Here is a 25,403-nt window from a genome sequence, read left to right as displayed (position 1 = left end):
ACGCGCCTGCATGTTTTTCTCGCCCTCGGTCCGAATCACTCTCTGTTTTATAGGCATCGCAGTCCTTTGCCTGTTTGCGGCAGATCTGGCGATCACCACCGTCAACCCCTGGAAGGATCTGGCCGCGCTGTTCCTGGGCGTCGTCACACCGGATTTCCTCTCCCTGGAGGGTATCGGCATCGCCCTGCTGCGAACCCTGGCCTTCGCCTTCACCGGTGTCGCCCTGGGCAGCGTATCCGGGTTCCTGCTGGCGCTGGCCTTCCGCTGGCGCATCGTGCGTATGTTTTCTGCCTTTATCCGTGCCATTCACGAGTTATTTTGGGCGCTGATTTTCTTGCAATTTTTTGGCTTTCACCCGTTAACCGGTGTACTTGCCATCGCTATACCCTATGCCGGCATCTTTGCCAAGGTCTATTCGGAAATCCTCGACGAAGTGGATCCCACACCGGAGCGGGTTTTACCGGTCGGTTCGCAGACGTTGTCCGCCTTTCTTTATGCACGGATTCCGGATGCACTGCCGCAGCTGGTGACCTACACCTCGTACCGTCTCGAATGCGGGCTACGTTCCAGCGCCGTGCTGGGCTTTGTCGGGCTGCCCACGCTGGGCTACTATCTCGAATCCTCCTTTGCTCAGGGTTTTTACTCGGAAGTCGGTGCCCTGTTGCTGCTGTTTTATCTATTGATCGCCACCATGCGCCTGTGGGCCAGACCCAAGCTGATCCCTGCCTATCTGGTAGCAGCGCCCTTCTTCCTCGGCGATGGCCTGCCCATCGTTTGGGGGAATGTCGTCAGATTTTTTACCCAGGACATCGTACCCTCGCCCATTCGCAACAACGAGGGCTGGTCTGGACTCCTGAGCTGGCTATCTGACCTGGCCCTGAATGAAGCGTTGCCGGGTATCTGGAACACACTGGTGCTGACTCAGATTGCGCTAGTGCTTACCGGCATCGTCACGCTTATCGCTTTCCCGTTGATTTCGCAGCATTTCGGCGGTCCCACACGGCGCACCGTCGGCCATGTCTTGCTGGTAGTCGCACGCTCGACACCGGAATACGTGCTCGCCTATATCCTGCTGCAACTCTGGGGGCCGTCCATGCTGCCCGCGGTGGTTGCTTTGGCGCTGCATAACGGTGGCATCATCGGCTATCTGATTGGCCGGCGAAGCAGTCAGATCGAACTGCGCCCGGATGCGCCTCGAGGCGTAAACCGCTATACCTACGAACTGGTGCCCCGGCTTTATAGTCCCTTTCTGGCGTTCCTTTTCTATCGCTGGGAAATCATCATGCGGGAAACCGCCATTCTCGGCATTCTTGGAATCTATACCCTCGGCTTCTACGTCGACAGCGCGATCCAGAACATCCAGTTTGACCGCGCCATGATCCTGATTCTGATAACGGCACTGCTGAACATCGTGATCGATATGATTTCCCGCCGTGTCCGGGCGGGGCTGAAACTTAAGGTGTCGCAAACCTGCGAGGATTATTGATGTGCAATCCTTGCGCTCCTTCACGAACTGTCCCGTTTTTAAGCGCTAACATTTTGTGACCGGGTATTGGTACCGCGTGCGCGCTTTCTGAAATACCGAATCGATCAGGGACACCTATGACGGGATTCATCGTGGGAGCAGTTGAAATCGGTCTGGCTGTGCTGCTGGGTATATTAGCCTACCGGATCGCCACGCTGTCCCGCTTTCACCAAGTGACGGCCGCGCCCCGGATTCCAGTGGGCCCGCCCTCCGGCGTTCATGGGTCACTTGAGGCTGCAGCGGCCACCCGCGACGCCTACCAACGTGTTGCAACTCGCCATAGCCGCCTTCATCCCGCCGATATCGTCACTCAACTGCATATTCTCGCCAGCCTCCAGCAGACAGATGCACGCCGTCATGGGCTGGAACTGCAGGGGGCCGACCGCTCGCTCAAGGTGCTGGCGGCGGCTTATTTCTATGGCGCCGCTTACGGGCTTACGTTTAGCGCAGGCCAAGATCGGGAGAAAATCACGGATTCGGCCGTTAAAGTGATTCAGCACGCGCTGGACTTGGGGAACATGTCGGTTCACCAGATTCTGGCGACCCTGACCGAAAGCAGCAGCACGCTGCATTGTTACCGTAACGGCCTTGAAGGCGCTGAACACTGGCAGGCGCATCGATTCGTGCCGGATAATCAGTCGCTGTACGCTTCTTTGACGGCCAACGCGCTGATCTAGCGGGCCATTTGGTGGGCGAGCCGTGTTGTCGAGGGTCGGGGAAGCCGTTTGTGATTAATTCGTCGAACGCCGCTCTGGCCTTTCGGTGACGATGACCCACTGATTGCCCAACGCAACCGGATTGGTTCCTGCCGGAGCCCCCGCCAGAACGCCCATGACGACTGGGCGGCAAAAGCCGCCATCATCCTCTCGGGTCATGCTATCGACATCGACGGACTGCACCTGCCAGACCTTGCCCCGGACGTTGACCAAACTGCGATGGGTCAAGCCGAATATGAAACGGCAATAATCCAGTTTGAGTTGCATCAGATCCTGTTCGGCCTTGTTAATCTTGCGCACCAGCACCTGATGGACGCTATCCGCGTAGTTCATACTGTCTTCCATGAAACTCATTTCCGCAGCAGTTTATCACGACGATTTAACGACAGTGATATGCATCGCTACCGGGTCGATGACAGGGATCACGTTACCGGAATAAAGCTGCTCTTGCGGTGGTGTGCTCGAAAAACGGGTTAGGAAGCGGGAACTGTCTGAAATGTAGGAATCACCGGCATACTCACGGCTTCCGTTCCACGCTGCAGGGTGATCTTCCAGGCCATGTCCTCCCGGTCCACCGTACACAGGGGTGCCTGGAACTCAGCCCGTAGGCGGGACCGGGATGTTCCGGTGCCCTCCTGCGACGTCGCGGGCGCCGGGGTCAACACCACTGGATACTGCCCCATGTACATGGACCGTCCCTCCAGCAAAGCGACCATCCGCGCACCTTCTGTCGCACCTGCGGGCAGGTCGAGATTTAAGCGAAGCGGATCTGTCGCCTCGGGCCCCGTCCGTTCAAGCTCAAGGACCCAGGAGGCGTCGCCCTCACCCCATCGGCAGCTCTTGCTGTCCAGGTCGCAGGTTTCCACCGTGTTTTCAGTCGATGTGCCATTCAAGGATAGATAACGCGGTCCAAATACCAGCGCGCCCACAAGTCCTACGATACAACTAACGACAATCAGACCCCGCAACAAGGCTTATCTCTCCTCATCATTAAAGCGGGCATTGTCCGGTAAACGGCTCGGTGACGCTATAGTCCTCGTCAGGAACGGATACGCTCGGACACCGCCTTGTACCGGGTCAGCACACTCTCGATCCGCCCCAAGGATTCGCCGATACTGGTTTTTTGGTTGCCGGGAAACTCAAGCCCATAAATCGTGCCGTCGTCACCGACTCGCGAATTGCGCACCAACGCTTCAGCCCGTTCGACGGTAATATCTCCGACCTCCGTGTTCAGGCGCAGGCTGAATTGAAGCTTTTCGCCTTCCTTGAACTCATGGTCGCTGACAATCGCCATACCGAGCTTGGAGAAATCGTTCACCTGGACTTCAGTCCAGTGATTGGAAAAGAAGCCTCTGCCGACCTTAACGCGGGCGTCCATTTGAATAAAAGGTAAGCGTTCTCTGCGGCGGCGTTCGCGCATGATGTACTCCGTTCAAGAGGATATCTGGAACCGTTAGTTTTTGGGACTTTAGCAAACCAGACCCGCCAAACCCGGTTTTCAGTCACAATTTATCTTACAAGAGAGACAGTTTTTTGGCGAAAATAGCCTAATAGGCGTAATTCTGGGCAGAAATTAATCGATTTAACGAAATTTTCCCAATCGTCTCGAATCCGAACCGATTGCAGCCGGACCGCCACGCCTAAAGCGATCGATGGCGCGTGATGCGAAAAGTATCGGTAATGGATTCGCCGTTCCAGACATATCTCAGGTGGGGACCCTGCCACGGCAACCCCATGGTTCTTGGACGAAAAGCGGCGATGCACTCGCCTTTTGGATGGCGTACGCTGCGATACAAGAGGCCGTGGCTACTCGCCTGACGACGTTCGGCCGCGTAGCGTTGGCTGATAGGGTAGTGTGCGGGGTCGGAGTTGTGCAAAGCGTCATAGATAGCAGGTCGAAGATCGTCGACCGGCAGAACCACCCGGCTGATATAGCAGCGCATGGTGAGTTCCATGGGCGGGTCCTGGGTCGCGCGGAGAAAGCGTTCCCGGTGAAACACCGTCTCCCGGATAGCGGTTTCCAGCGTACTCGCGGCGTAATACACGCCGTAGTCTCCGTTGGTAAATCGGCTGGCTGCGCCCAAGTGGGTAAAAGCCGCCATCAACGGTGTGGATCCGGCACCGAAAACACGATCTTCAAACGGGACGCGCTCAATATCCCCCGTCAAGTCCCGCAGCCGGTCATTGGTCAGGCCTTCGATTTCCGCCGCAATCTCGAACTCCTCCTGGGACACGACCGATTCGAATACATCAATCGGCGGAAAGTGGGAAGGCACGATGCGGTGGGCCTCCCACTGTGGCACCGTTTTTTGCGGTTTCGGATAGTCCACCATTCACCAGCCTCGCTGCGCATCCAGGTAGCGACGGGTTTCAGCCAGATGGAGGATGCTGCCGCGCTTCATGAATTCGATGGCGGAGACGCCGTTGAACGGCAAGGCACTATTCGGCGCATGGACCCAGCGCGCGGCCAGCTCCCGGGACGGATAGAGAATTTGCAAAGCCTTGTAGATCCCCATGATGTAGCTGATGCGCTCCATCAAGTCCCGGTTCAGGCGCTGAGCCGGTAGCTTTGCGTAATTATTGAGCGTCGAGCGGGCAATCTCGCCCAGCAATTTCTGCCGGTCCGCCTGGGAACAGTCCCACTCTGCCGTGATATTGAAGAAAGCTTTGAGGGCCACCTGCCCTCGGCGCTCTTCGTGATGAAGGTCTTGTGCGGTGGTCGCGTTGGTTTGGGTCATGCGGCGCCCTCCTCGATGGCCTGACTGAAAGCTTACCTTCAATGACCTCAATTGTACATTTAAAGATAATTAGTACATATGTGCACATGCAGAGGGTTTGCCCAATCCTCCAGATGGCCGGGGTTTCAGACATGACCCCGGTCATGGGTTATCCCTATGAATTAGCGGATAAATTTAGCAAAGCATCCCCTACCGGCGCAGAATCGTATAAAATGCCCGCCTGCTTTTAGGAAGCGCCGGTCCACGTCCTTGGATGTCGATCCCTTTTAGATTTCGCTTCTTTCAACCCAATAAAGGATCAGGCTCTCTTGGTCCGATCTCTGCCAGACAGGAGCGCACGTGCATCCGGATATCTCTGTCAGGAACGTCAACAAGACCTATGCCTCTGGCCACCGGGCCCTCAAGGACATCAACCTGGAGATCCGCCGGGGCGAGATCTTTGCGCTGCTCGGCCCTAACGGCGCGGGTAAAACGACGCTAATCAGCATCATTTGCGGCATCGTCAATCACACCAGCGGTACCGTTCTGGCTGACGGGCACGACATCGTCACCGAGTACCGGGCGGCCCGCGCGAAGATTGGTCTGGTGCCGCAAGAACTCAGTACCGATGCCTTCGAAACCGTTTGGGATACCGTCAGCTTCAGCCGCGGCCTGTTCGGCAAAGGCCCGAAACCGGAGCACATCGAGAAGATCCTGCGCGACCTGTCCCTGTGGGACAAAAAGGATGCCATGATCATGGCACTCTCCGGTGGCATGAAACGCCGGGTGATGATTGCCAAGGCCCTATCCCACGAACCGCAGATCCTGTTTCTCGACGAACCCACCGCCGGGGTGGATGTGGAGTTGCGGCGGGATATGTGGGAGATGGTGCGCAAGCTTCGGGAAAGCGGCGTCACGATTATCCTGACCACCCACTACATTGAAGAAGCGGAAGAGATGGCTGATCGCATCGGGGTCATCAGCCAGGGAGAGCTGATCCTGGTGGAGGAAAAAAATGCGCTGATGCGCAAGCTGGGCAAGAAAGAATTGCGGCTACATCTGCAAAACCCACTGGAAGCCTTACCCGACGGCCTGATCGACCCGGATCTGGAGCTGTCCGACGACGGCAGCGAATTGGTGTACACCTTCGACGCCCAACGAGAGCATACCGGTATCGCAACGTTGCTGCGCCGGCTTTCCGAACAAGGCATCGACTTCAAAGATCTGCGTACCCGGGAAAGCTCCCTGGAAGACATCTTCGTTAACCTGGTGAAGGCGAAATAATGAACATCCACGGTATTCGCGCAATCTATAAGTTCGAAATGGCCCGGATGTGGCGCACCCTGATGCAGAGCGTAGCCTCACCGGTGATTTCAACCTCCCTCTACTTCGTCGTCTTCGGCTCGGCAATCGGATCGCGCATGGGCGATATCGACGGCGTGTCTTATGGCGCCTTCATCATTCCCGGTCTGGTTATGCTTTCGCTGCTGATGCAGAGCATCTCCAACGCGTCCTTTGGCATCTACATGCCCAAGTTTTCCGGCACGATATACGAAGTGCTTTCAGCGCCGGTGTCCTACGTCGAGGTCGTATTGGGCTACGTAGGGGCCGCCGCCACCAAGTCGGTCATCTTGGGCACTATCATCTTGCTCACGGCCCGTTTGTTCGTGGATTACAGTGTCGACCATCCGTTCTGGATGTTTTTCTTTCTAGTACTGACCTCGATCACCTTCAGCATGCTGGGCTTCATCATTGGTATCTGGGCGGACTCGTTCGAAAAACTTCAGATCGTGCCGCTGATGATCGTCACGCCGCTGGTCTTTCTCGGGGGCACCTTCTACTCCATCGACATGCTGCCACCGATATGGCAAACCATCACCCTGTTCAACCCGGTGGTTTACCTCATCAGCGGCTTTCGCTGGGCCTTTTTCGGAATCTCGGACGTCAATGTGGTGGTCAGCGCTGGCATGACCTTTTTCTTCCTATTGCTATGCATCCTGGCCATCGGCTATATCTTCAAAACCGGCTACAGATTGCGGAGCTAGAGGATGAGGGCGCAAACACGGATCTATTCGCTGGCATTGGCCGGGTTGCTGATGGGACTTGCCGCCTGCCGGGCCACCGGTGAAAACGTGGCGCCGCTGGATACCGTCAACCTCTGCGCCAAGACTGACACCAACGTCTACCCTATCGTTGCCGAGCTAGCACAGACCTCGGAGCAGCGGCGCAAAGGCCTTATGGGACGCGAGACGCTTGGCGATAACCAGGGCATGCTTTTCGTCTACGACAGGCCACGCTCGCCGGATGCGACTTTCTGGATGTACCGCACGTTAATACCACTGGATATTGCCTATCTCAGCAAAGATGGCGAGATTCGCGCCATTCGCGAGATGCGGCCTTGCGAATCGGAAGAGGCCAGCCAATGTCCGAGCTACAAAGCTGGCGTCGACCACCAGCACGCTCTGGAAATGCCCCAGGGCTTCTTTCAGCAGCGGAACATCGGCACCAACGACCACATCATGCGGCTGGACAAAAACCAGAAGTGCGAACTACCGCCGAACTGAATCAGGCATTCTTCGGGAAGTTGGCGCGGTAGGCTTCGCAGCCTTCACGAATCAACGACACGATTTTTGCTGCGGGCAACGCCGCTGAGGTTTTCTGGGGAATGCACTCGAAATTCGAACTATGGGGATCTCCGTTAAAGCGGAGTGAAAAGCCGGACGTGTGCCGGGCCGACTGCCCAGACAGATCCACGCTCCAACTTTCTTCTTCTACGGCCATTGCTGTCGCTCCTTTCACCATCGACTGTACCTGCGAACCTGTATTCGTTAACGACCTAGCCCGTATGAGTACACGAAAATCACCCCCAGGACTTTGAAGCGCCATAGGCTAGCACTGAGGCGGCTCACTGCAATTTCAAATGTTTGGATATTTCTTAACTTTAATGCGTTATATAGGAAATAACACCCGGTAGCGCAGGTTTAGTTCTCATTCAAGACACCTGCCCGCGCCTGATTTTTCTGTCACCTATTCTACTTTGGCTTGGCAATGCCGAATTCATATTATCGACAAAGTATTGATAAATAACAATAAAAAATACGCCGCCTTTTATACAAGCGAGCTTGACCGCGCCTATTCGCCGACTATCGGCCTGAATCGTTAACCTGGGATATGTAAACACCTTCGAGACAAGCGCATGATGGCAATAAGCATGTTCGTCTCTACAAGGAGGTCGTATGAAAAATCCAGCAAGGAAATTACCCGTACGCATGTCCGCTGGCCGACAAGGCGCATCCCCTCAACAGGTGATCAGATGTGCAGCCATGCTCGGTGGCACCCTTACGGCCTTCATAGGGTGCCGGCGCGGCGGACTGCTCGGCAGCCTACTTGCCGGTATCGGTATCGCGATATTCTCGGATTCGGCGAAGCAGCATGCCGTTACCGCCAGAAAGGCCTCTTTGGCTGGACGACAAAATCGCACGGTACATCTGGAAAGCTCAGTCAACATTAACCGTCCGCCCGAAGACGTCTACGCCTTCTGGAAAGACTTCGTGCGTCTTCCTGAAGTCATGAGCTTTGTCGACGATATCAAGGCCACCGACACCGGATACACCCACTGGGTCGCGAAAGGCCCACTCGGCACCTCCGTGGAATGGTTCTCCGAAGTCGTTGAGGATGAACCCGGCAAGCGTTTGATTTGGCGCTCGCTGAATGGGTCGGACATTGACAACTGGGGTAACGTGGCCTTCCACCAAGACGCAGGAAGCGGCACCAACCTGATCGTCAATCTCAATTTCGAGCCACTTGGCGGTGTCGCAGGTTCAGCCGTCGGGCATTTCCTGGAGGGGATCGAGAACTCGGTCTTGACCGAAAATCTTCTTCAGCTGAAAACTTACCTCGAGACCGGAGAGATTCCTACTAGCCAATCTTAGACATCCTTCAAGAAGGAAGACATGAGGGGCGGTATGCTGACACGGTACTGATGATATCTGCGTAGAAACCGTCTCGAATCTTGTTTTATCGTAAGGACTTGTGCCCGAGCCAAGCCCCGGCCTTTTTGGTTTGGGCTTTTCTTCAATTGACGCCCCTTCTGAATATTAAATCCACCAGGAAATAATTAATAAGCTCCACCCATACATATAATATTCGCCTTCCCGTTCATGGTCGTTAATTAGAGTGGTAACTCTGCGCTTCCTGCTCAGTTACAACAAAACAACCGGGCCGGTATATTTTTGCGCCAGCCTGTTCACGACGGACCTGGTCTAAGGCGGTCGAGAGGGCTCGATCTTCGAATCCACCATCTATCTCTATATCTACTTGGTCATAACGTCCTGCAGCATTGAAAAAAGCTACAGTAACAAAAAACTTTTTCTTCATGGCGCTCCGTTTCCTTCGGCTAGTCAAGCAAACCAACAAGCCCTATCGTCAGTCTCGCTTTCGTCGTCAAACGCGGGGAGAAGGGCGAACCACCGACTTCCCGGGGAACGCCCTACTTCATGCCCATCAATAATCACTCAAGGCGATTTTTAACCAGTGCCTTCGCCTTATCGCTCAGTTCCTGATAACTCTGCTGAACCTCTTTAAAAAATTCGGCGGCTTCGGTATCGCCTTCACTTTCCGCGTCCTTAGCGTAGTGTTTGGTATTCTGAAGCCCATGTGCGGCATGGTATAAGGTGCTGATGAGGTCGTAATTCTTGTCTTTAACGGGATAGTCAGCCATTTGGTTTCCTCCGAGTGGGTGACGCAAATAAAAGAGGCGATTATTCCTCTCTTATTTCCAGCCTAGTGCTTGAAGTAAGTCGGTGAACTAACCAATGTTAAGGTGTCCAATATTTCACTAAATGCACGCTGATAACGCCTTTCCTAAATGGTCGGGAGCTGCACTGAGATCCCATTGTTCGTCATCAATTCGTCTGGCGAGCGGCCTCAAAAAAAAGCCCCGGCGGTATATCCGGGGCAAGAGACGTCCACTCTTCCTGGGGAGGCGTTTTAAGGGGGCGTAACGGATATCAGGGTTTGACGGATACCTTTAACCACCCAGGCTGACGGGTATCGAACTCGCCGTAGGCATCCAACACGGCATGCATAGGCTCCTCCTGCTTAAGTACCTGCGTGATATCCACCGAACCTGACTTGACGTACTCGATTAACCGGGGGATGTACTTGCGATGGTTGCAGTTACCCATCCGGACAGTGAGATTACGATTCATCGCCAAGCCGATTGGAAACGTCGTATCCGTTGGCGGGTAAACGCCAATAATTGAGAGCGTCCCGGCCTTAGCCAACGCCTCTGTAGCCCAGCGCAAGGATTGTGACGGCGCCCTACCCGGCTTCCAGAGATCATCTTGTGGGCGCTGCTCGGGCGCCACCTGATCTCGCTCTCGGGTAAAATCTTCTGCGGACTGTCCGTGCGGACACTCTGCATCCACCCCGACGGCATCAATAGCGCAATCAACACCGATTCCGCCTGTCAGCTCGCGAATCTTGTCCACCGGATTTTCTTCCGAGAAGTTGACGATCTCGGCGCCCTGATCCCGTGCTGCGTCCAAGCGGTCAGGACGGTCGTCAATCGCGAAAACTCGACCTGCATCCATCATCTGAGCGGAGATAATGGCAAAGATACCAACCGGACCGCAGCCAAATACGGCTACGCTGTGTCCCGGTTTGATGTCGGCAAGCTCGGCGCCGAAATAAGCCGTCGGAAAAATATCCGATAGCAGGATGGCCTGATCGTCTGTGACCTCGTCCGGCAACTTGAAGAGGTTCACCGCTGCAAAAGGTATGCGTGCCTTTTCGGCTTGAAGGCCATCGAAGGCGCCGGTCGGTTCGGGGCCACCGTAGAACGAAGTGCCGCCCTGCTTACCGTGGGGGTTGATGTTGTCACATTGGGCGTAGTATCCGGAGCGGCAATAACTACAGTAACCACAGGCGATCGTGGACGGAATCACCACGCGATCACCCGGCCTGAAATTACGCACATTCTGACCAACTTCTTCGATAACCCCCACCGCCTCATGACCGAGGATGGTTCCCGGACGCATGCCCGGGACGGTACCGCGAATAAAGTGAAGGTCGGTTCCGCAAATTGCGCTGGTGGTAATACGAACAATGGCGTCTGTGGACTCCTGCAGGCTCGGCTCCGCCACATCGTCCAGGCGAATATCGCCAATATCGTGAAAAACAACGGCCTTCATATCTGCGCTCCTGTTCCTTTGAATTGCTTGTCCTCTTGGAGAAAAGCTACAAGCAATGACTGGGCCAGCCTTTGAGACCATACAAAACAGGGGTCTAAGCTGAGCTTTAGTACATGAATGGCGGAAAATCGGTAAAAAAGGTAAGCGATCTGTAAATTTGACAGGCAGGCTTAAAAAACCGGAGCGTCCTGCTCGAACGAGTATTGTGCATTTGTCGATCACCTTCAGTAACGTCTGCCTACATCACCCAAACTGACGCTCGTTTTATAAGCGCCCTATCCTCTTTCAACCTGCTTAATTCCTATCAGGAGCTTAGGTAACGTTGAAAGTACATCGCGCACGCGTCTGCATGCCGAAGTCGCCCCTCCAATGGCTCAGCGCGGCAAAGGCATGAACTACCGCCTACACCCGAATGCCGCTACAGACTGCGCGAGACGGCACAGCCAGTACATGGTGCTGATCGAATCCGTATCCTGCGCGTGCAAGGCGAATATGGTGAAGGCTTTCCGTTATTGCGACGCGACAATCAAGCTCGCGCAAATATGGTTCCTCGTTCCCTCAGGCAGTTTGCCAGCAAGGTTGAAGGGTTATTGAATGCAAAAGGTACCGAAGAACTCCAAGACAACTCCCGGAGCTCTTCGCAACCGTCCCTGGCTTAAGCGGGTTAGCTAGCTTCGCTTTTCAAATTTTGACCGGTCTCACGCTCAGCGAGTAGTCCGTTCTAGCTACACGCGTTACCCGTTAAACTAACCTGGGCGCTTGCGCGGCAACGAGCTTATCTGCAATGGTATTAGACCTACTCAACGACAATCATGGAGGTTGCATATGGCTGATACATCGCTCAAGGAGCACATCAGCGATTCCGTCAAGGACGCGATGCGTAGCAAGGATAAGATACGGCTCGGCACCCTGCGCATGGTCCAGTCTGCGATCAAACAAATCGAAATCGATGAGCGTCGCGAACTCGACGACAACGACGTACTCAAAGTATTGGACAAAATGCTCAAGCAGCGGCGTGACTCCATCAGTCAGTACGAAGATGCTTGCCGTGAAGAACTAGCGGACAAGGAAAGGGCTGAAATGGTCGTCATCCAGGAATTCATGCCTGCCGCACTGACAGAGGATGAGCTCGACGGCATGATTCGCCAGGCCATCGAGACAACCGGCGCCGAGGATATGAAAGACATGGGCAGCGTTATTGGCAAACTGCGCCCCCAGGTACTCGGGCGCGTAGATATGAGCCATGTCAGCGATAAGGTCCGGGCGGCACTGGCCACCGAGGACGAAGAGCCAGAGTAGGCCTTCTCCAGCTCACGAACATCATTGCCCGGCTGCGGCCTGCCGGGCAATGCTTCCCTCATCACTGCTGACACCTTTAAACTTCACTCGCCCGGCCAACAAACCTAAACACTTATAAATAGTTCCTTCCGGCTTCCATTAGTTTCTTTTCTCGTGACCGGTGCTTGTCTAACCACAGGTGCTGCGATAGTCTTCTGAAGCGCGTGCAGGAAGTACGCGTAGATCATCTCGCCAGATTCAGTCAAAGGGATTTGTATGGATTCAAGTGAAAGAGAGCATATCGCTGTAGTTGTTAATTATTTCTGGGGTCCTGGCAAGGCCCGCGCCGATATGATCAACGAGGATGTCGCGGCTGTTGCCTATGACGCTCTCGATGAATCCCAAGCATGTTCTGCCTCTATAGATTTAGTCCCTCGCCCAACCTATGGTCTCCCCGGCATCAGTTATATTGTTAAGCAGGTGGCCAAGATTGGTGCCCGCATAGCATCTGGCGACACCCAAATTTATGAAATGTGTCGTGGTCGAGTAGCCGTTAACTTCAAACTAAAAATCGAAAGAGCACTGATGGGACTTGGGCGATGATTAGAGCGCTTTTCTGTGCCGCCTCGGTATTGTTTTTCTCAGGTTGCGCGTCGATAGAGGCTGATGCGGAATCAAAATATATAAAGGTCATTTACTCGGGCTTAACTTTTAGACTACCGCCAGACCCGCTAATTGTTGGATCCTTGGGCGGCGAATCCAATATTCTCGTCTTTGAATACAGTAAGGATCCCGGCAAATACATCGGCTATACGACTGACCGAGATTTGAGGACAGGCAATTGCGAGCCAACCGAGTTTTTCCGAAAGTCTTTGAGCAACGACGCAAGCGATAGCGACTGCCCCAACGAAATCAAAACATTTAATCAAGTATTTTCAAGGGATAGGGAAACAGGAGCATGGACCGGCACCGATCAGGAATTTTATTACTTTATAAGTAGGGACCATAGATCGTCATTTATATTTTTTGTGACGGACGATGGCACTATCAGAAAAATGGAGTCTGACTTTCTCAAGAAATCTGATTTCAAAAAGGCATTAGCTCAATACTTATAGCAACAAACTAATAGCGAGATCTAAGCCCGTCAAACCTTAAGAACACATTGTATTGATGAATCCGTTCCGTTTTCGTCTCTTGGCTCGAGGAACGGTACCACGGTTATGTAGTGGTCAAGTGATTTAGGCCACCGTCTTTTGAGTTTTCCAATAGGCCTGCTCTGCCACATTAGGCGGCAGTCCGTCGTTATGCTTATGCGGCCGAAGCGCGCTGTAATAGCCAATCATATAGTCCGTTATTGACTGCTTCGCCGAGGCAAAGCACCGATACCCGGTTTCCGGTACCCATTCCGTTTTCAAGCTCCTGAAGAAGCGCTCTGTCGGGGCGTTGAGGCTGTAGAAAAAGTCCCAGAATCGCCAATCGAGCTCTGGTAGCATCGAGTCATCGCAGGCCGACAAGGACCCGTCACCCATGCCCCGCTTCAAGCACTACAACTACGACCAGGACGCCATGGTCGTCGTCAACTACCGCGAACAGCTCCAGCCCGGCACCTTCGAACATGCAGTGCACTACCTGATCGAACACAAGCTGGACCTGTCGGTGTTCCACCCCAAGTACCGCAACGAAGACACCGGACGGTTAGCCTACGATCCCGCTATCCTGCTGAAGATCATCCTGTTCGCCTATTCCAAGGGCATCACCTCCAGCCGCGAGATGCAGTGGTGCTGCGAGACCAACATCATCTTCAAGGCCCTGTCCTGCGATACGGTGCCGCACTTCACTACGCTGGCGAAGTTCGTCAGCGGCCATGCCGATGAGATCGAAGACCTGTTCGAGCAGGTACTGCTGGTGTGTCACGAACAGGGCCTGTTGGGCAACGAACTCTTCGCCATCGACGGGTGCAAGATGTCCTCCAACGCCAGCAAAGAGTGGTCCGGCACCTTCAAGGAACTGAGCCAGAAGCGGGATAAATTACGACGCCTGGTCCGCCATCACCTGCGGGAACACTACGCGCGGGACGAGGCGGAGACCGAAGCCGAACTGGACCGGGACATCCGCCGGGCCAAGACCATTCTCTCGCTGGATGAAGCCATGACCAAAGTGGACCGCTTCCTAAAGACGAACCGCCCAAGGATGGGCCGGGGGAAGCGAAGCAAGGAAGTGAAGAGCAACCTGACCGATAACGAAAGCGCCAAGATGACCACCGGCAAGGGCACCATCCAGGGCTATAACGGCGTAGCTACGGTGGACAAGAAGCACCAGATCGTCATCGATGCTCAAGCCTTCGGCGAAGGCCAGGAGCACCACACCCTGCAACCGGTTCTGGAACAGGTGGAGGCCCGCTTCCGAAAGCTGGGCATCGCCAAAAACATCTACCAGCAAGGCACCATCGTTACCGCCGACACCGGCTTCGCCAACGAAGCCAACATGCAGTACCTGCACGAACGCCAGATCAACGGCTATATCCCGGACAACAAGTTCCGTAGCCGGGATCCGAAGTTCCAGAACCAGAAAGACAAGTACGGCAAGCGCCACCAAGACCTGCCTGCCACAGGGTGGAAGAACACCATCCCGGCCAGCGCATTCCAGTTCGACCCGGTGAACCTCACCTGTATCTGCCCCGCAGGCGAATCCCTGCGATACCACGGCACCAAGCTCGACCAGAACGGCCAGAGCCGAGCCTACTTCCAGGGCCGTTTACTGCAGTGCCGACATTGCCCGAAGAAACACCAGTGCATGCAGAATCCGGAGGCGGCCAACGACCGGAAAGGTAAAGGCCGGCAAGTCTCCTTCACGCTCGAGACCAAGCGCCTGCCGAACTACACGGACTGGATGAAACACCGCGTGGACAGTCCGCGAGGCAAGGAGATTTACAGCCATCGAATGTCGGTGGTGGAGCCGGTGTTCGGCAATATCGGCACCACCAAACGGCTGAACCGCTTCAGTCTGCGGGGTAAGCGTAAGGTGCAGGGCCAGTGGCAGCTTTACTGCTTGGTTCATAACATCGAGAAGCTGGCCAATTATGGGCAGTTGGCGGCCTGACCGAGGGGCGGGCAGGGAAACCATGCTAGAGCGCCGCTGAATGCGCTATAACTGACGCAGCGGCGAAAGCTGGGGTTGATCGGCTATTGCCGCCCATAAAAACAAATCATCCGCCCATGGCGGGCGAACAAAAGAACAACTGAAAAGGCGGGTGGAAACGACTCAGAATTGGGTTTTTCTACAGCCTCGTTATCCCAGCAATTCCCTCGGCGGCTGAGGCTCTGCTTGATCTGATATCGCCAGAGTAGCTGTCGGAATCCCAGACTGGTGTACTGGCACCCTTGGTCCGAATGAAACAGGAGTTCCGATGGCTCTCCGCGCGATTCGTAGGCAATCGTCAACGCCTTTTTCACCAGCTCCGTATTGGGCGACAAGGACAGTGCCCAGCCGACCGGTTTACGGGAGAACAAATCGATGACTACCGCCAGATAAGCCCAGCGCGCCCCTGTCCAGATATAGGTAATATCGCCGGTCCAAACCTGATTGGGCGCCCCGACATCGAACGCCCGGTTAAGACGATTCGGGATATCCAGGTGCGGCTGAGCAGCCTTCTTGTAGGCGTGGCTTGGCGGCTGCGTGCTCACCAGCCCCAACTGTTTCATCCGTCTACTGGCACGGTAACGGCTCAGCGGCGTTCCAGCCTGCGTGACTATCCTGGCAATGCTGCGAGCGCCGGCAGAACCGTTACTGGCCTCATGCGCCTCAATAACCTGATCCAGCAGCATCTGCTCAGACTCACAGGGCCTTCTATCCCGATCACGCCAAGCGCGGTAGCTACTGCGATGCACCCCAAACACCTGACACAGATGCTGCACTGCATAACTCTCTTCAAGTCGCTCGATTATCGAGAATTGCTCAGGGAGTCCGACATCAAGAGAGCGGTAGCCTTTTTTAATATTTCCTTCTCTTCCTCCACCCGCCGCAGCTTGCGTTTCAGCTCCTGAATCTCACGCTGTTCCGGGGTCAGCGCCTCACCTTTTTGCGGGGCCTTGCCTGACCGCTCGGCTCGGAGCCTGCGCACCCAATACTCCATGGTGGATTTACCGACGCCCATGGCATTGCAGGCCGCTTTCACCGTGTAGCCCTGGTCAACCACCAGCTGGGCCGCTTCCAAACGGAATTCCGGACTGAAATTTCTCGTCTTCGTCATCCTATCCACCTGATTTACTCTGTGAGTGATCATACACTCAAAATCAGGTGGCCAGATTCACTGTGCCACTACAGTTATGCCTTGCCGTTACCATCCACTGTTGAGTCGAAGCTCTTTAGGCACTGCCCAGCTTACAGTAGCTGACTAAGCAATATGCCCAGAGCCGTTGCGGAAAATCCTATTGCCTGGGGGATAATTACCCACCTTTCCAGCCTCGCAGGAATATCAACCTCGATATCTCCCAATTTCGCGGCTCGCCGCGCGCCCCATCCAGGAAAACGACGATAAATTAGAAACGAACCCACCACTGCACCTCTTACCGTTCGCCCAACCACGTGGTCTCCATACACTCGAGCCATGGTACGCATCTCTTTACCTGGCGCTCCCGCCAACTTTTCTATTTCCACACACTTCCGAAAACCTATCGTTAACGAGAGCCCAATAGCAATTAGCGCGGTGAACATACACACGAAGCCTGTGACGGCTACGCCGGCCAAAAAGGTTTCGTTATTCAGCAGTGAATTCATATATCTTTTCGCCAAATTTTTGGCCAGCAGTTCCACCCAGTTCCCTATCCCCAACGGAAGCGGTACGGTGATCCTAGCAGGTCAAAAATACGAGCAATTGCGTCAGCGCCTGCCACTACTAGGAGCGGGCTAAAATTGACAAAAAAATATTCGCCCTGACACCTTTGAACTAAATTCCTTTTGTGTTGCTGAGCCAGGCCGCTGGCTCGTAGAGCTTTGGATTCTCGTCGAAACGAGCGGCTATGCCGAATTGATCAAAATTAAATCGATCCGCCCCTCATCACTTTCACCTTTCGCTTGCAGTTTTTACTTGACGCCTTCAAACTTACCATCTTGTTTCTGCTGGCCACTAATCATATATAGATTAGATTTCGGCAACGATATCAGAGCGCCGCCCTCCTCTTGAAGAGACGCTCTTACATAAAGAACCCCACCAATATCAAACACCACACTAACCACCTTTGTTCGACAATAGTCATCATCTACACAACTTTCAATTAAATCTGGCGGAACAGTTACTTTAGATCGCTTTGAAAAATAGTAAGATCGTTCGATCCCTCCACCAACATTCAAGAACTGAAATGACACAGATGCAGTACTGTATGAAATGCTCGGAATCAGTGTGAGTAATAGAGAGAAAGAATACACATAAAAAGCTGGGATTTTCAAAATTTCCGACGAAAACTTTTTCTTAGTGTAAACTTCAGCATTTTTCTGAAAGTTATTTTTCTTTTTTGGAGGCAGCAACACAAAATAGCTAAAAGCAAAAAACACGAGGAAAGCTATCAGATACTGCATATCAGATTCAAATTTTAGCCCGAACTCTAAGTATTTGAAATAAACCACTACTGATAGAAATGCAAACAAATTTATGTAGAAGAACGTAATTACTGACTTCCAGAAAACAAGCGTTCCAAACACCCTAAATCTTTCTTCTTTTACACTTTTGTTTGGCGTAAAAGCGTAATATACAAACAATACCGGAACTGTAAACATTGAAATTAGCGCTATTGCGCCAGCATGCTCATACTCAAAATAAATTAAAGAAAACAGCAAAACAGGCGTAAAAGAGAAAAATATTAAAAAATTCAAAACACTTGCCACTACCTTTGACTCAAGCCAGCTAGGCCGTGCAAAAAACAGATTATCATAACCAATTTCAGCAGGATCAAAAATCACGATAAAAGAAATTATTGAATATAGAATAGCCACACAGGTAAATAATATGCAAAGCATACCTAGCGCTATCAACACTGTAGGTAAGACAGACATATCTAAAGGGAAAGGAATTCCTTCCTTAAACGTAAAAACCAGCAAATAATATAAGCCAAGCTAGCTAGCTACCATAGCGCCATTTTTAAGAAACTTTTTCACCCCCTCTCCTCATTCTACTTAACTAAAAATAGAAATGTGCGCTCTGACATCCGTTACCTTTCAGATCGTTTGAAAGCAGCCATCAACTAACTCAAGCTCCTGTATCAAGCCATTTTGCTAATCCAGCGCAGAGAAAGAACAGAAGCCCACACACAATGAATAGGCATTGAGGAAAAAGAACCCACTTTCTTAGCCTCGATGGCACCTCAGCCTCCACATTTCCCCATTTTGCAGCCCGCTCCACACCCCATCCGGGAAACTCGCGATGCATCAAAAAAGAGGTTAAGGCGATACTTCTGATCATTCGGCCAACAAAATGATCCCCCACCAGCCGGGCCATCTTATCTATCTCACTGCCATTTGGCGCGACCAGCTTCTCGACCTCCACAACCTTCCGAAAGCCCACAGTCAAAATAATCACTCCAGCAACCAACCCCACGACCATCCCAGTAAAACTCGTTACTCCGAGAACAACCGTGAGCATTTCATTACTCAACAATGAGTTCATGAATAATGTCCCCACCAACATATTGACCGGCGTCACCACCTAATTTGCCACCACCGACGGATGCGGAGCCGCCCACAATCAACGCGCATGCCACCCCGCCAACGCCGGTAGCACCAGCTAATGCGATACATACGTATACTCCCCCGGCACCACCAACCCAACCACCAAACGTACTTCCTCCGAAGCGCCCAAATTCGTTAAAGTACGCTCTCTTACAGTCCTCATCCGAGCCAAAGGTGCAAGCTTGCTTTACCGCCAAGGTCGCGCCAGCGAATCCTAAACCAATGCCTGCATACCCCATCCGACTGCTCCACTTTGCGGCTCGGGCCAGCTTGCTGAAGTGCGTGCTATAACCTGGGATATCGCCTACACCAGCTGATTTCCAATGGTGAACGAGACTCTTGGAAGACAAACCCAGGGCGCGCTTGAGGCTGGCGTCACCGTCAAGCGAAAGACCACTTCGCGCGACTTTGCCCAGGGCGAAATCCAGTTTCCGGAAAATGCTGCGGCGTTCGCTATAAAAGGCTTCGTGGTTCAGCTGGCCATATCGGGTGTAAGTACGCCGATGAAGCTCCTCCAACTCTGTGAGCGAAGCCTTAATACTATTGAGCTGCTGACTGATCGCAAAAGCTCCCGCCCCCATCCCCGCAGAGCCGGACGAGACCATGAATTCGAGAAAGGCGTAGTTATCCGACAGGAACCGAGCCTCAGCTTCGGTGAGCTCGTGGATTTCCTGGTTGACGCTTGCGGCTACGTCCATGAGGCGCGCTTCCTCACTAGTGCACTCGTGTGCATTGGGGTCGCCCAGAACGATCATTTCACCGGGAAGCACGCGGCTGCCTAACTGTGGGTTGAGCCGATCAAAATGCTCAGGTTTGGCAGAAGCGTCGCCGTACAGTGTCCGCAAAAGCTCGATTTTACCCATCGGCTCCCTGACGACGTGAAAGCCAGGCTCCGATAGTTCCTTCGAAGGATTTTTACTTGCGTCTTCTGATCGGGCTTGTGACTGCGTTGTCTGAGAAGGGTCGGCTTCACTATGCGGGCGCGTCTGAGAATAGGCGTTGGGTAAAACCGCAGGGGAAGGTGCAGATGACGTAGCAGGACCAGAGGCGGCGCTTGTCCCTGCAGCAGTTGTATTTGCTGCCACCTTTGCAGGTGCAGGTGAAGAGGCTACCGCACTGGTTACAACACCTGAAGTGCCTGACGGTCCTCCTGATGCACCGCCGCCGGCGACGCCGCTGCCACTACCGATGGTGACGCCGCCGCATGTAATAGCGCTTCCCGTTACGGCTACTGGGATACCGTTGATCAAAACTGACGGTTCACCATCGGCGATTGCTCGCGGGTGCGGTGAATGCTTGGGTTTCGAGTGCATCGCTAACGGGTCGCCCACACGGGCTACCGGTTTGCCATCCATAAGAACATCGGGGGAACCTGAAATCACAGGCGTCGGTGGGAAACCTTCGTGATCCGTGCCTAGATCACCAAGCAATACGATTTTCCTTCCAGCCATCCTGGCCTCCTATTTCTTCCTTGCGGTTTCGCACTTCTGGTCGCGCGCTATTTACGTCTACGTATAGCCGGTAGAGCTGTCCGTTGCTCCCGTTCCGAGATTGTAGCGAAACTTAGTCTGTGATCCTAGCAGATCAAAAATACCAGCAATTGCGTCAGCGCCTGCCACTACAAGACGCGGGCCGGAATTAACGAAAAATATTCGCCCTGACACCTTTGAACTAAATTCCATTTGTGTGGCTGAGCCAGTGGGTTGGCTGGTAGGGATTTGGATTCTGGTCGAAACGAGTGGCCATGCCGAATTGGTCAAAATTAAATCGATCTGACCCTCATCACTCTGCCACTACCGATGGTGACGCCACCGCATGTAATCGCGCTGCCTGTGACAGCTACAGGGATACCGTTGATCAAAACAGACGGTTCGCCGGCAGCGATGGCTCGCGGGTGCGGCGGGTGTTTAGGTTTCGAGTGCATCGCTAACGGATCGCCAACACGGGCAACCGGCTTGCCATCCATAAGCACATCGGGGGAACCTAAAATAACAGGTGTCGGTGGGAAACCTTCGTGATCCGTACCCAGATCACCAAGCAATACGATCTTTCTTCCAGCCATCCTGGCCTCCTGTTTCTTCCTTGCGGTTTTGCACTTCTGGTCGCGCCGGTAGAGCTGTCCGTTGCTCCGTTCCGGGATTGTAGCGGAACTCCGTCAGCGGTCCTAGCAAGAAAAAACACAAGTAATTCCGTCAACGCTAGCGGCTAGTCGCAGGGCTACAATTGATTCCAAGTTGGTTAAAATTAAATCGATCTGACCCTCATCACTCGGTAGGAATTTGGATGCTGGTCGAAACGAGTGACTATGCCGAATTGGTCAAAATTAAATCGATCCGACCCTCATCACTGGAAATCGCCGCATTGCCCGACCGCCTATGCCTGGGAGAAACTGAATGGTGAGATTCACCCGCCACCTTGGAGTTCTGTCAATAACTGTACGCTCCGCCAACCTTAATTTACCACGAAGTCGAGGATAAATGCGGCAGGCAAAATATCGCTTTATTTTAAACGAAACGTGCTTCACTTGAATCGTGTATATTTAGGAATAAAAACCTTCTAGTTGGGGCAGACTTAAAAAGTAAGATGGCTGAGATTGTACGAAGTTCCCTTGTGCATTCTGTCTCAAGGTGACTCGAATGAGACAGCAAAAATTTTCTGCACGAGTTATACCAACGTAGTGCAAATTCTCATCTTGACTTAAGTTAGGATAAACAGGGTTGTCCCAATCACCTTGAACAAACTGTCTGAAGGGGAACGACCACTCCTCAAGATCAAAATGAAATACGAGCTTGAATTCCAATCCCTTCGATTTGTGCAGCGTCATTACCTGTAATTCGTTATCATCTACTGCCATAAACTGTTTTCTAATCGTTTCGTTCGCTAAGATATCGCGCACGGCATCCTTTATACGTTCGTCGGACTCCATGTCTAGCAACACACTTAAATCATTAAATTCTGTAAGGATTCGATCAACATCCTCAATTGCTCGCAGGCCAATTATTTTTTTCCTTAGAGCAGGAATTGACACTCCCTTTTGACCAACAAACTCGAATTGATCGTCTATTAAATCTTGAACAGTCGGAATCGCCCCAAACTTGAATGCAAGTAGCCTAGAATATAAAGCAGAACACTCGGTGCCAATCGCATCGAGCGGGCTATCAAAATAGACCCGATAATCGAGATCCAGCCCTTGCATCAACAACTTTAACGAATTTTCTCGCTTTGCTAATATCGCAACATCTGATGCCTTTTCTATACCCCAACTGCCCTTATTTAACCAATCCGAAAGCCATCCTGATATAACGCTCCCAGCATCCTTCAAGCTCCCCTTTACCACTCTTCTGAAAACACGAATTTCATCAGAATCAATTAGTCTAAAATCAGAATCTAGAACTCTGGAAGCGTAATTTATTATAGATGGATGGCAGCGATGATTAATTGTTATCTCAAAGTGTTTAAATCTATCAGTATCATCAACTAGCGCCCTCAACAAAGCGGGATTTCCACCTCTAAATTCATAAATCGATTGCGAAATATCGCCAACAGCAGCGCCAACGAGACCTAGATCTAAAAGTTTAATAAAAAGTTCGTGTTGGGCTAAGGAGGAATCTTGATATTCATCTATAAAAACGTGGGAGTATCGAGCCTTGACGTACCTCCTAGCGGATTCCGAGCTATTTAAAATCAGTAGCGCTAAGGCAGCAAAAGAATTCATCCATAACACACCAGCTTCATATATTCTCCTAAACCCATCATCATTGACAATGTCAGTAGCCGTTGGCGACCGATACTCTTCTTTAATAAAATGCGAATAAGGGCTTTCCAACCTTTTTACTATTGTGCAGTCAGCAGGTTTTCCACCCCATAACCTAGAAAGAAAGGGCATTATCAACTCTTTAACGCAAAAACTATCAATTGTTCCGAAAAAGCTTTGCTTAGTGTCATGGGCATTCTCATTGCATCGGTGCTTTAACTCTTGGCTCGCCTTTTTCGTAAAGGTGATTGCTATAACCCCTTTATGGCTAGGAAGATTAGGGGTGATTTTCCGAATTTTCTCCTTCATCACAGCTGTCTTTCCGCTTCCTGGACAAGCAGTGATAACCATGGTGTAATCGTAATCGATCGCGCTTTTTTGTTCTGGAGTTGGCCTAAACATACTCATAAGGCGGCCCTGCTTTTCTCAGCCAGCTTCTTAAGAGGTTTTGCGAGCTCTCCCGATTCTAAGTCACTTAGCCTTGTCCTAATCTCCTTTAACAGACTTCGCATACGAAGAGCTTTTTCCTTTTGGAGATATTCAACTGCAGTAGATTCGTCTTCTTTATTCAGAGCCTCTAGGATAGGTTCTGGTAGCTCGCCGACAAGGTCTGACTCCAAATCTACTTTCGATAGGAAAATACCTTTAGGATTTACTTTATCTGCTATTTGTTGCCAGAGGCCATTAGCGATAGTTTCCCTCGCACCAATAAATTTATCGCTGTGTTCCATCGGATCAAGATCAGCCATTTTTAGGCAGCGATTAATGCCAGCATATTGCCATTTTTCGTGACGGGGAACCTTTGAAATATCATTGTCTGTTCGTGAAGCCCAAGGAATCTCTAGAGCATCTAGTATCCCAACGTAGACTGAAAATGCGATGCCATCAACCGAGAGAATTGAAAGATTTTCATAATCAAGATCAATGTGTAATTGCCTAGCGAGTTCGTGATAGAAAAGAACTTCGGAGGGGCCTTCGACTAAGAATACTCCATTGGAAAAAAAGGCTTCTGCTGGCAGGATGCTCATACGGTAGCTCATATCCTCCCAACCATCCGCAATACAATCGGAGCACCCATCGCTTGCTGCCGAGGAAACCCCGTTTTTCTGTAAGATCCTGATGATAGAGTCAGGTTTAAAGTTAACTGCGATTTGTGGCGAGTGGGATGATATGATTGTTTGACCGGGCAGTTCTTCGATAAGATAACTTGCGAGTTTTCTTTGCTGGTGCGGATGCAAATGAGCTTCCGGTTCTTCGATTACATAAAACACTACCTCATGGTCAATATCGTGCTCAATTACACTTTTTGCTTTCCAAATAGCTAAAAGAATTTGGTTGTTCCTGCCGTCGCCTCCCAGCATTACGTTCGAGCCATTAGTAACGGCGCCTAGTTTTAGTTTGTCGATAAAATCGTTGACACCAATGGCGCCAGTATCCAGTTGAACCTCATAGTTCGCATGGTGATGAGCAAGCTTTTTTAACTCGTCATTTACATCTTTTGTTGCAGAACCTACATATTCTAGATTAGAAATCTTATTGTTTAGATCACGAAGATCGTTACCAATAGCTGCTAAAAGATCTTCGTCATCTTTTAGTTGAGCCTCACTTAATGCCTGTTGGGAAATTTTTAATAGTTGTTTTTTTTCTTTTCTAATATATTGCTCTAGATCTCTTTGAGACTGAATGTATTTAAGATTAATATACTTTAGGTAGTATCGGCCAGACACTTCCTGAAGGTCTTCGAATGAGCTCCCGACAAAAATCTGATGGCTTAGGTCGGACCGATTGGCAGCATATTTAAATATTGCCTTTCCATCATCGCTAACACTGCCTTTCAATATCGATAGAACGGCATCTTCTTTTATATCTTCAAATATTATTGAAATTTCGAGTTTTTGCGAGATGCCGGCCTCACCTATGTGAAAATCAAGTTCCGACGGCTCTATATCGGAGTCTGACAAACTCTTATCCAGAAGAATACGTAGCGCATAAAGCATGTTGCTCTTACCAACATCGTTAGCGCCAATCAATAAGGTGCTAGCATTAAAGTTGACTGAGCAGTCCTTGAAATTTCTAAAACCTTTCAAGATTAACGATGAAACCTTCAACTTATCGTCCTTAATAGTTTCAAAATACTTACGCTTAGTATTTTTAGTAAATTTGTTAGCGTCGCGCTATCTAAAAATCTTGAACAGTAGTCTTAGCTTGCTGGGCGTGCCGAGATCCTACATCAGGAAATGGTCAAAAAAATTCAATTAAAACATACGTTATCCCATTAACCGATAGGAAACAACGAAACGCGATTGCGCTTATGAAAAGGGGCTGTAGCCCTGCGTTTAAGGTGGGATCGTGGTAGCGAGAATTTCGTGTACGAAGGGCCAATCGGCTTATGGGTCGGTCGCAACTTCGTAATGATAGAAGTCAGACACTCGAACACTCTGGCGAAGCGTTAAATGTCTACATAATGTCTACAATGGAAAAGGAAAGCCTTAGTGATTT

26 protein-coding genes and 2 pseudogenes are annotated in these 25,403 nt (G+C 51.7%); 10 read left to right on the top strand and 18 right to left on the bottom strand.

All coding sequences use genetic code 11. The annotated features are described in order from the left end of the window. Positions 1-10: 10 nt before the first annotated feature. Complete coding sequence (locus tag FXO11_RS09560; protein ID WP_148862769.1) at positions 11-1,486, top strand: PhnE/PtxC family ABC transporter permease; 1,476 nt, start codon at positions 11-13, stop codon at positions 1,484-1,486. A gap of 116 nt (positions 1,487-1,602) precedes the next feature. Beyond that, on the top strand, positions 1,603-2,202 hold the full coding sequence (locus FXO11_RS09555) for a hypothetical protein (protein WP_148862768.1): 600 nt from the start codon (positions 1,603-1,605) through the stop codon (positions 2,200-2,202). Between the two features lie 54 nt (positions 2,203-2,256). Here FXO11_RS09555 and FXO11_RS09550 read toward each other — a convergent pair whose 3' ends face one another. The 5 genes from FXO11_RS09550 to FXO11_RS09530 form a co-directional block, all read right to left on the bottom strand. Continuing rightward, positions 2,257-2,586: a hypothetical protein gene (locus FXO11_RS09550; RefSeq protein WP_227546101.1), complete on the bottom strand. Its 330-nt coding sequence runs from the start codon at positions 2,584-2,586 to the stop codon at positions 2,257-2,259. A 128-nt stretch (positions 2,587-2,714) separates the two neighbouring features. Continuing rightward, on the bottom strand, positions 2,715-3,212 hold the full coding sequence (locus FXO11_RS09545; protein ID WP_148862767.1) for a hypothetical protein: 498 nt from the start codon (positions 3,210-3,212) through the stop codon (positions 2,715-2,717). Positions 3,213-3,280: 68 nt separating this feature from the next. Continuing rightward, positions 3,281-3,661: a PilZ domain-containing protein gene (locus FXO11_RS09540; protein ID WP_148862766.1), complete on the bottom strand. Its 381-nt coding sequence runs from the start codon at positions 3,659-3,661 to the stop codon at positions 3,281-3,283. A 220-nt stretch (positions 3,662-3,881) separates the two neighbouring features. Continuing rightward, positions 3,882-4,574, bottom strand: coding sequence for an RES family NAD+ phosphorylase (locus FXO11_RS09535; RefSeq protein ID WP_148862765.1), 693 nt, complete (start codon positions 4,572-4,574; stop codon positions 3,882-3,884). Beyond that, complete coding sequence (locus FXO11_RS09530; protein ID WP_148862764.1) at positions 4,575-4,979, bottom strand: MbcA/ParS/Xre antitoxin family protein; 405 nt, start codon at positions 4,977-4,979, stop codon at positions 4,575-4,577. A 339-nt stretch (positions 4,980-5,318) separates the two neighbouring features. On the opposite strand from FXO11_RS09530, the gene FXO11_RS09525 reads away from it, so the two are divergent. The 3 genes from FXO11_RS09525 to FXO11_RS09515 are packed head-to-tail and all read left to right on the top strand — an operon-like array spanning position 5,319 to position 7,522. Further along, on the top strand, positions 5,319-6,242 hold the full coding sequence (locus tag FXO11_RS09525) for an ABC transporter ATP-binding protein (RefSeq protein ID WP_148862763.1): 924 nt from the start codon (positions 5,319-5,321) through the stop codon (positions 6,240-6,242). Continuing rightward, positions 6,242-7,003 (top strand): ABC transporter permease, encoded by a 762-nt coding sequence (locus FXO11_RS09520; RefSeq protein ID WP_148862762.1) that lies wholly within the window; start codon positions 6,242-6,244, stop codon positions 7,001-7,003. The genes FXO11_RS09525 and FXO11_RS09520 overlap by 1 nt, the downstream gene beginning before the upstream one ends. Before the next feature lie 3 nt (positions 7,004-7,006). Continuing rightward, positions 7,007-7,522 carry a DUF192 domain-containing protein gene (locus FXO11_RS09515; RefSeq protein WP_148862761.1) on the top strand — a complete coding sequence of 172 codons (516 nt, stop codon included), beginning with the start codon at positions 7,007-7,009 and terminating at the stop codon, positions 7,520-7,522. 1 nt (position 7,523) lies between these two features. Here FXO11_RS09515 and FXO11_RS09510 read toward each other — a convergent pair whose 3' ends face one another. Continuing rightward, positions 7,524-7,739 (bottom strand): hypothetical protein, encoded by a 216-nt coding sequence (locus FXO11_RS09510; protein ID WP_148862760.1) that lies wholly within the window; start codon positions 7,737-7,739, stop codon positions 7,524-7,526. Positions 7,740-8,194: 455 nt separating this feature from the next. Between FXO11_RS09510 and FXO11_RS09505 the strand changes: the two genes are divergently transcribed. Continuing rightward, entirely contained in the window at positions 8,195-8,890 is a 696-nt protein-coding gene (locus tag FXO11_RS09505) for an SRPBCC family protein (RefSeq protein ID WP_148862759.1), read from the top strand. Between the two features lie 235 nt (positions 8,891-9,125). Here FXO11_RS09505 and FXO11_RS09500 read toward each other — a convergent pair whose 3' ends face one another. From FXO11_RS09500 to FXO11_RS09490, 3 genes are all read right to left on the bottom strand, one after another. Next, positions 9,126-9,335: a hypothetical protein gene (locus FXO11_RS09500; protein ID WP_148862758.1), complete on the bottom strand. Its 210-nt coding sequence runs from the start codon at positions 9,333-9,335 to the stop codon at positions 9,126-9,128. A gap of 133 nt (positions 9,336-9,468) precedes the next feature. Beyond that, the gene (locus tag FXO11_RS09495) at positions 9,469-9,678 is read right to left on the bottom strand and encodes a hypothetical protein (RefSeq protein ID WP_148862757.1); all 210 of its coding nucleotides are present in this window, start codon (positions 9,676-9,678) and stop codon (positions 9,469-9,471) included. Positions 9,679-9,967: 289 nt separating this feature from the next. Next, positions 9,968-11,152 (bottom strand): zinc-dependent alcohol dehydrogenase, encoded by a 1,185-nt coding sequence (locus tag FXO11_RS09490; RefSeq protein ID WP_148862756.1) that lies wholly within the window; start codon positions 11,150-11,152, stop codon positions 9,968-9,970. An 825-nt stretch (positions 11,153-11,977) separates the two neighbouring features. On the opposite strand from FXO11_RS09490, the gene FXO11_RS09485 reads away from it, so the two are divergent. The 3 genes from FXO11_RS09485 (at position 11,978) to FXO11_RS09475 (ending at position 13,545) form a co-directional block, all read left to right on the top strand. Further along, on the top strand, positions 11,978-12,451 hold the full coding sequence (locus FXO11_RS09485) for a GatB/YqeY domain-containing protein (protein WP_148862755.1): 474 nt from the start codon (positions 11,978-11,980) through the stop codon (positions 12,449-12,451). A 255-nt stretch (positions 12,452-12,706) separates the two neighbouring features. Continuing rightward, on the top strand, positions 12,707-13,033 hold the full coding sequence (locus FXO11_RS09480; RefSeq protein ID WP_148862754.1) for a hypothetical protein: 327 nt from the start codon (positions 12,707-12,709) through the stop codon (positions 13,031-13,033). Continuing rightward, positions 13,030-13,545 carry a hypothetical protein gene (locus tag FXO11_RS09475; RefSeq protein ID WP_148862753.1) on the top strand — a complete coding sequence of 172 codons (516 nt, stop codon included), beginning with the start codon at positions 13,030-13,032 and terminating at the stop codon, positions 13,543-13,545. The genes FXO11_RS09480 and FXO11_RS09475 overlap by 4 nt, the downstream gene beginning before the upstream one ends. Positions 13,546-13,668: 123 nt before the next feature. Here FXO11_RS09475 and FXO11_RS09470 read toward each other — a convergent pair. Continuing rightward, positions 13,669-13,896, bottom strand: a pseudogene (locus FXO11_RS09470) (integrase core domain-containing protein); the annotation flags it as partial. A gap of 61 nt (positions 13,897-13,957) precedes the next feature. On the opposite strand from FXO11_RS09470, the gene FXO11_RS09465 reads away from it, so the two are divergent. Next, positions 13,958-15,529: an IS1182 family transposase gene (locus FXO11_RS09465; RefSeq protein WP_148862751.1), complete on the top strand. Its 1,572-nt coding sequence runs from the start codon at positions 13,958-13,960 to the stop codon at positions 15,527-15,529. Positions 15,530-15,702: 173 nt separating this feature from the next. Here FXO11_RS09465 and FXO11_RS09460 read toward each other — a convergent pair. The 8 genes and pseudogenes from FXO11_RS09460 to FXO11_RS09420 form a co-directional block, all read right to left on the bottom strand. Continuing rightward, a pseudogene (locus FXO11_RS09460) lies at positions 15,703-16,679 on the bottom strand (IS3 family transposase); the annotation flags it as partial. 131 nt (positions 16,680-16,810) lie between these two features. Further along, complete coding sequence (locus FXO11_RS09450; RefSeq protein WP_148862748.1) at positions 16,811-17,242, bottom strand: hypothetical protein; 432 nt, start codon at positions 17,240-17,242, stop codon at positions 16,811-16,813. A 270-nt stretch (positions 17,243-17,512) separates the two neighbouring features. Beyond that, positions 17,513-18,523 carry a hypothetical protein gene (locus FXO11_RS09445; RefSeq protein WP_148862747.1) on the bottom strand — a complete coding sequence of 337 codons (1,011 nt, stop codon included), beginning with the start codon at positions 18,521-18,523 and terminating at the stop codon, positions 17,513-17,515. 148 nt (positions 18,524-18,671) lie between these two features. Beyond that, on the bottom strand, positions 18,672-19,088 hold the full coding sequence (locus FXO11_RS09440; RefSeq protein ID WP_148862746.1) for a hypothetical protein: 417 nt from the start codon (positions 19,086-19,088) through the stop codon (positions 18,672-18,674). Next, complete coding sequence (locus tag FXO11_RS09435; RefSeq protein WP_148862745.1) at positions 19,069-20,601, bottom strand: type VI secretion system PAAR protein; 1,533 nt, start codon at positions 20,599-20,601, stop codon at positions 19,069-19,071. The genes FXO11_RS09440 and FXO11_RS09435 overlap by 20 nt, the downstream gene beginning before the upstream one ends. A gap of 311 nt (positions 20,602-20,912) precedes the next feature. Then, positions 20,913-21,212, bottom strand: a complete 300-nt coding sequence (locus tag FXO11_RS09430; RefSeq protein WP_148862744.1) for a type VI secretion system PAAR protein — start codon at positions 21,210-21,212, stop codon at positions 20,913-20,915. Positions 21,213-21,689: 477 nt separating this feature from the next. Beyond that, positions 21,690-23,312, bottom strand: a complete 1,623-nt coding sequence (locus FXO11_RS09425; RefSeq protein ID WP_148862743.1) for a UvrD-helicase domain-containing protein — start codon at positions 23,310-23,312, stop codon at positions 21,690-21,692. Next, the gene (locus tag FXO11_RS09420) at positions 23,309-25,012 is read right to left on the bottom strand and encodes an ATP-dependent nuclease (protein WP_148862742.1); all 1,704 of its coding nucleotides are present in this window, start codon (positions 25,010-25,012) and stop codon (positions 23,309-23,311) included. The genes FXO11_RS09425 and FXO11_RS09420 overlap by 4 nt, the downstream gene beginning before the upstream one ends. Positions 25,013-25,403: the final 391 nt, after the last annotated feature.

This window comes from Marinobacter fonticola, assembly GCF_008122265.1.
GTDB lineage: Bacteria > Pseudomonadota > Gammaproteobacteria > Pseudomonadales > Oleiphilaceae > Marinobacter_A > Marinobacter_A fonticola.
The sequence above is the reverse complement of the archived record's forward strand: the minus strand, read 5'-3'. Positions and strand labels throughout refer to the sequence as shown.

Bases quoted from the DNA above. Each gene is read 5' to 3' on its own strand.
- FXO11_RS09480 (WP_148862754.1), top strand. From the start codon at position 12,707: ATGGATTCAAGTGAAAGAGAGCATATCGCTGTAGTTGTTAATTATTTC.
- FXO11_RS09515 (WP_148862761.1), top strand. From the start codon at position 7,007: ATGAGGGCGCAAACACGGATCTATTCGCTGGCATTGGCCGGGTTGCTG.
- FXO11_RS09485 (WP_148862755.1), top strand. From the start codon at position 11,978: ATGGCTGATACATCGCTCAAGGAGCACATCAGCGATTCCGTCAAGGAC.
- FXO11_RS09435 (WP_148862745.1), bottom strand. From the start codon at position 20,601: ATGGCTGGAAGGAAAATCGTATTGCTTGGTGATCTAGGCACGGATCAC.
- FXO11_RS09530 (WP_148862764.1), bottom strand. From the start codon at position 4,979: ATGACCCAAACCAACGCGACCACCGCACAAGACCTTCATCACGAAGAG.
- FXO11_RS09495 (WP_148862757.1), bottom strand. From the start codon at position 9,678: ATGGCTGACTATCCCGTTAAAGACAAGAATTACGACCTCATCAGCACC.
- FXO11_RS09430 (WP_148862744.1), bottom strand. From the start codon at position 21,212: ATGGCTGGAAGAAAGATCGTATTGCTTGGTGATCTGGGTACGGATCAC.
- FXO11_RS09520 (WP_148862762.1), top strand. From the start codon at position 6,242: ATGAACATCCACGGTATTCGCGCAATCTATAAGTTCGAAATGGCCCGG.
- FXO11_RS09465 (WP_148862751.1), top strand. From the start codon at position 13,958: ATGCCCCGCTTCAAGCACTACAACTACGACCAGGACGCCATGGTCGTC.
- FXO11_RS09425 (WP_148862743.1), bottom strand. From the start codon at position 23,312: ATGAGTATGTTTAGGCCAACTCCAGAACAAAAAAGCGCGATCGATTAC.
- FXO11_RS09560 (WP_148862769.1), top strand. From the start codon at position 11: ATGTTTTTCTCGCCCTCGGTCCGAATCACTCTCTGTTTTATAGGCATC.
- FXO11_RS09540 (WP_148862766.1), bottom strand. From the start codon at position 3,661: ATGCGCGAACGCCGCCGCAGAGAACGCTTACCTTTTATTCAAATGGAC.
- FXO11_RS09475 (WP_148862753.1), top strand. From the start codon at position 13,030: ATGATTAGAGCGCTTTTCTGTGCCGCCTCGGTATTGTTTTTCTCAGGT.
- FXO11_RS09510 (WP_148862760.1), bottom strand. From the start codon at position 7,739: ATGGCCGTAGAAGAAGAAAGTTGGAGCGTGGATCTGTCTGGGCAGTCG.
- FXO11_RS09440 (WP_148862746.1), bottom strand. From the start codon at position 19,088: ATGAACTCATTGTTGAGTAATGAAATGCTCACGGTTGTTCTCGGAGTA.
- FXO11_RS09535 (WP_148862765.1), bottom strand. From the start codon at position 4,574: ATGGTGGACTATCCGAAACCGCAAAAAACGGTGCCACAGTGGGAGGCC.
- FXO11_RS09550 (WP_227546101.1), bottom strand. From the start codon at position 2,586: ATGGAAGACAGTATGAACTACGCGGATAGCGTCCATCAGGTGCTGGTG.
- FXO11_RS09505 (WP_148862759.1), top strand. From the start codon at position 8,195: ATGAAAAATCCAGCAAGGAAATTACCCGTACGCATGTCCGCTGGCCGA.
- FXO11_RS09490 (WP_148862756.1), bottom strand. From the start codon at position 11,152: ATGAAGGCCGTTGTTTTTCACGATATTGGCGATATTCGCCTGGACGAT.
- FXO11_RS09555 (WP_148862768.1), top strand. From the start codon at position 1,603: ATGACGGGATTCATCGTGGGAGCAGTTGAAATCGGTCTGGCTGTGCTG.
- FXO11_RS09500 (WP_148862758.1), bottom strand. From the start codon at position 9,335: ATGAAGAAAAAGTTTTTTGTTACTGTAGCTTTTTTCAATGCTGCAGGA.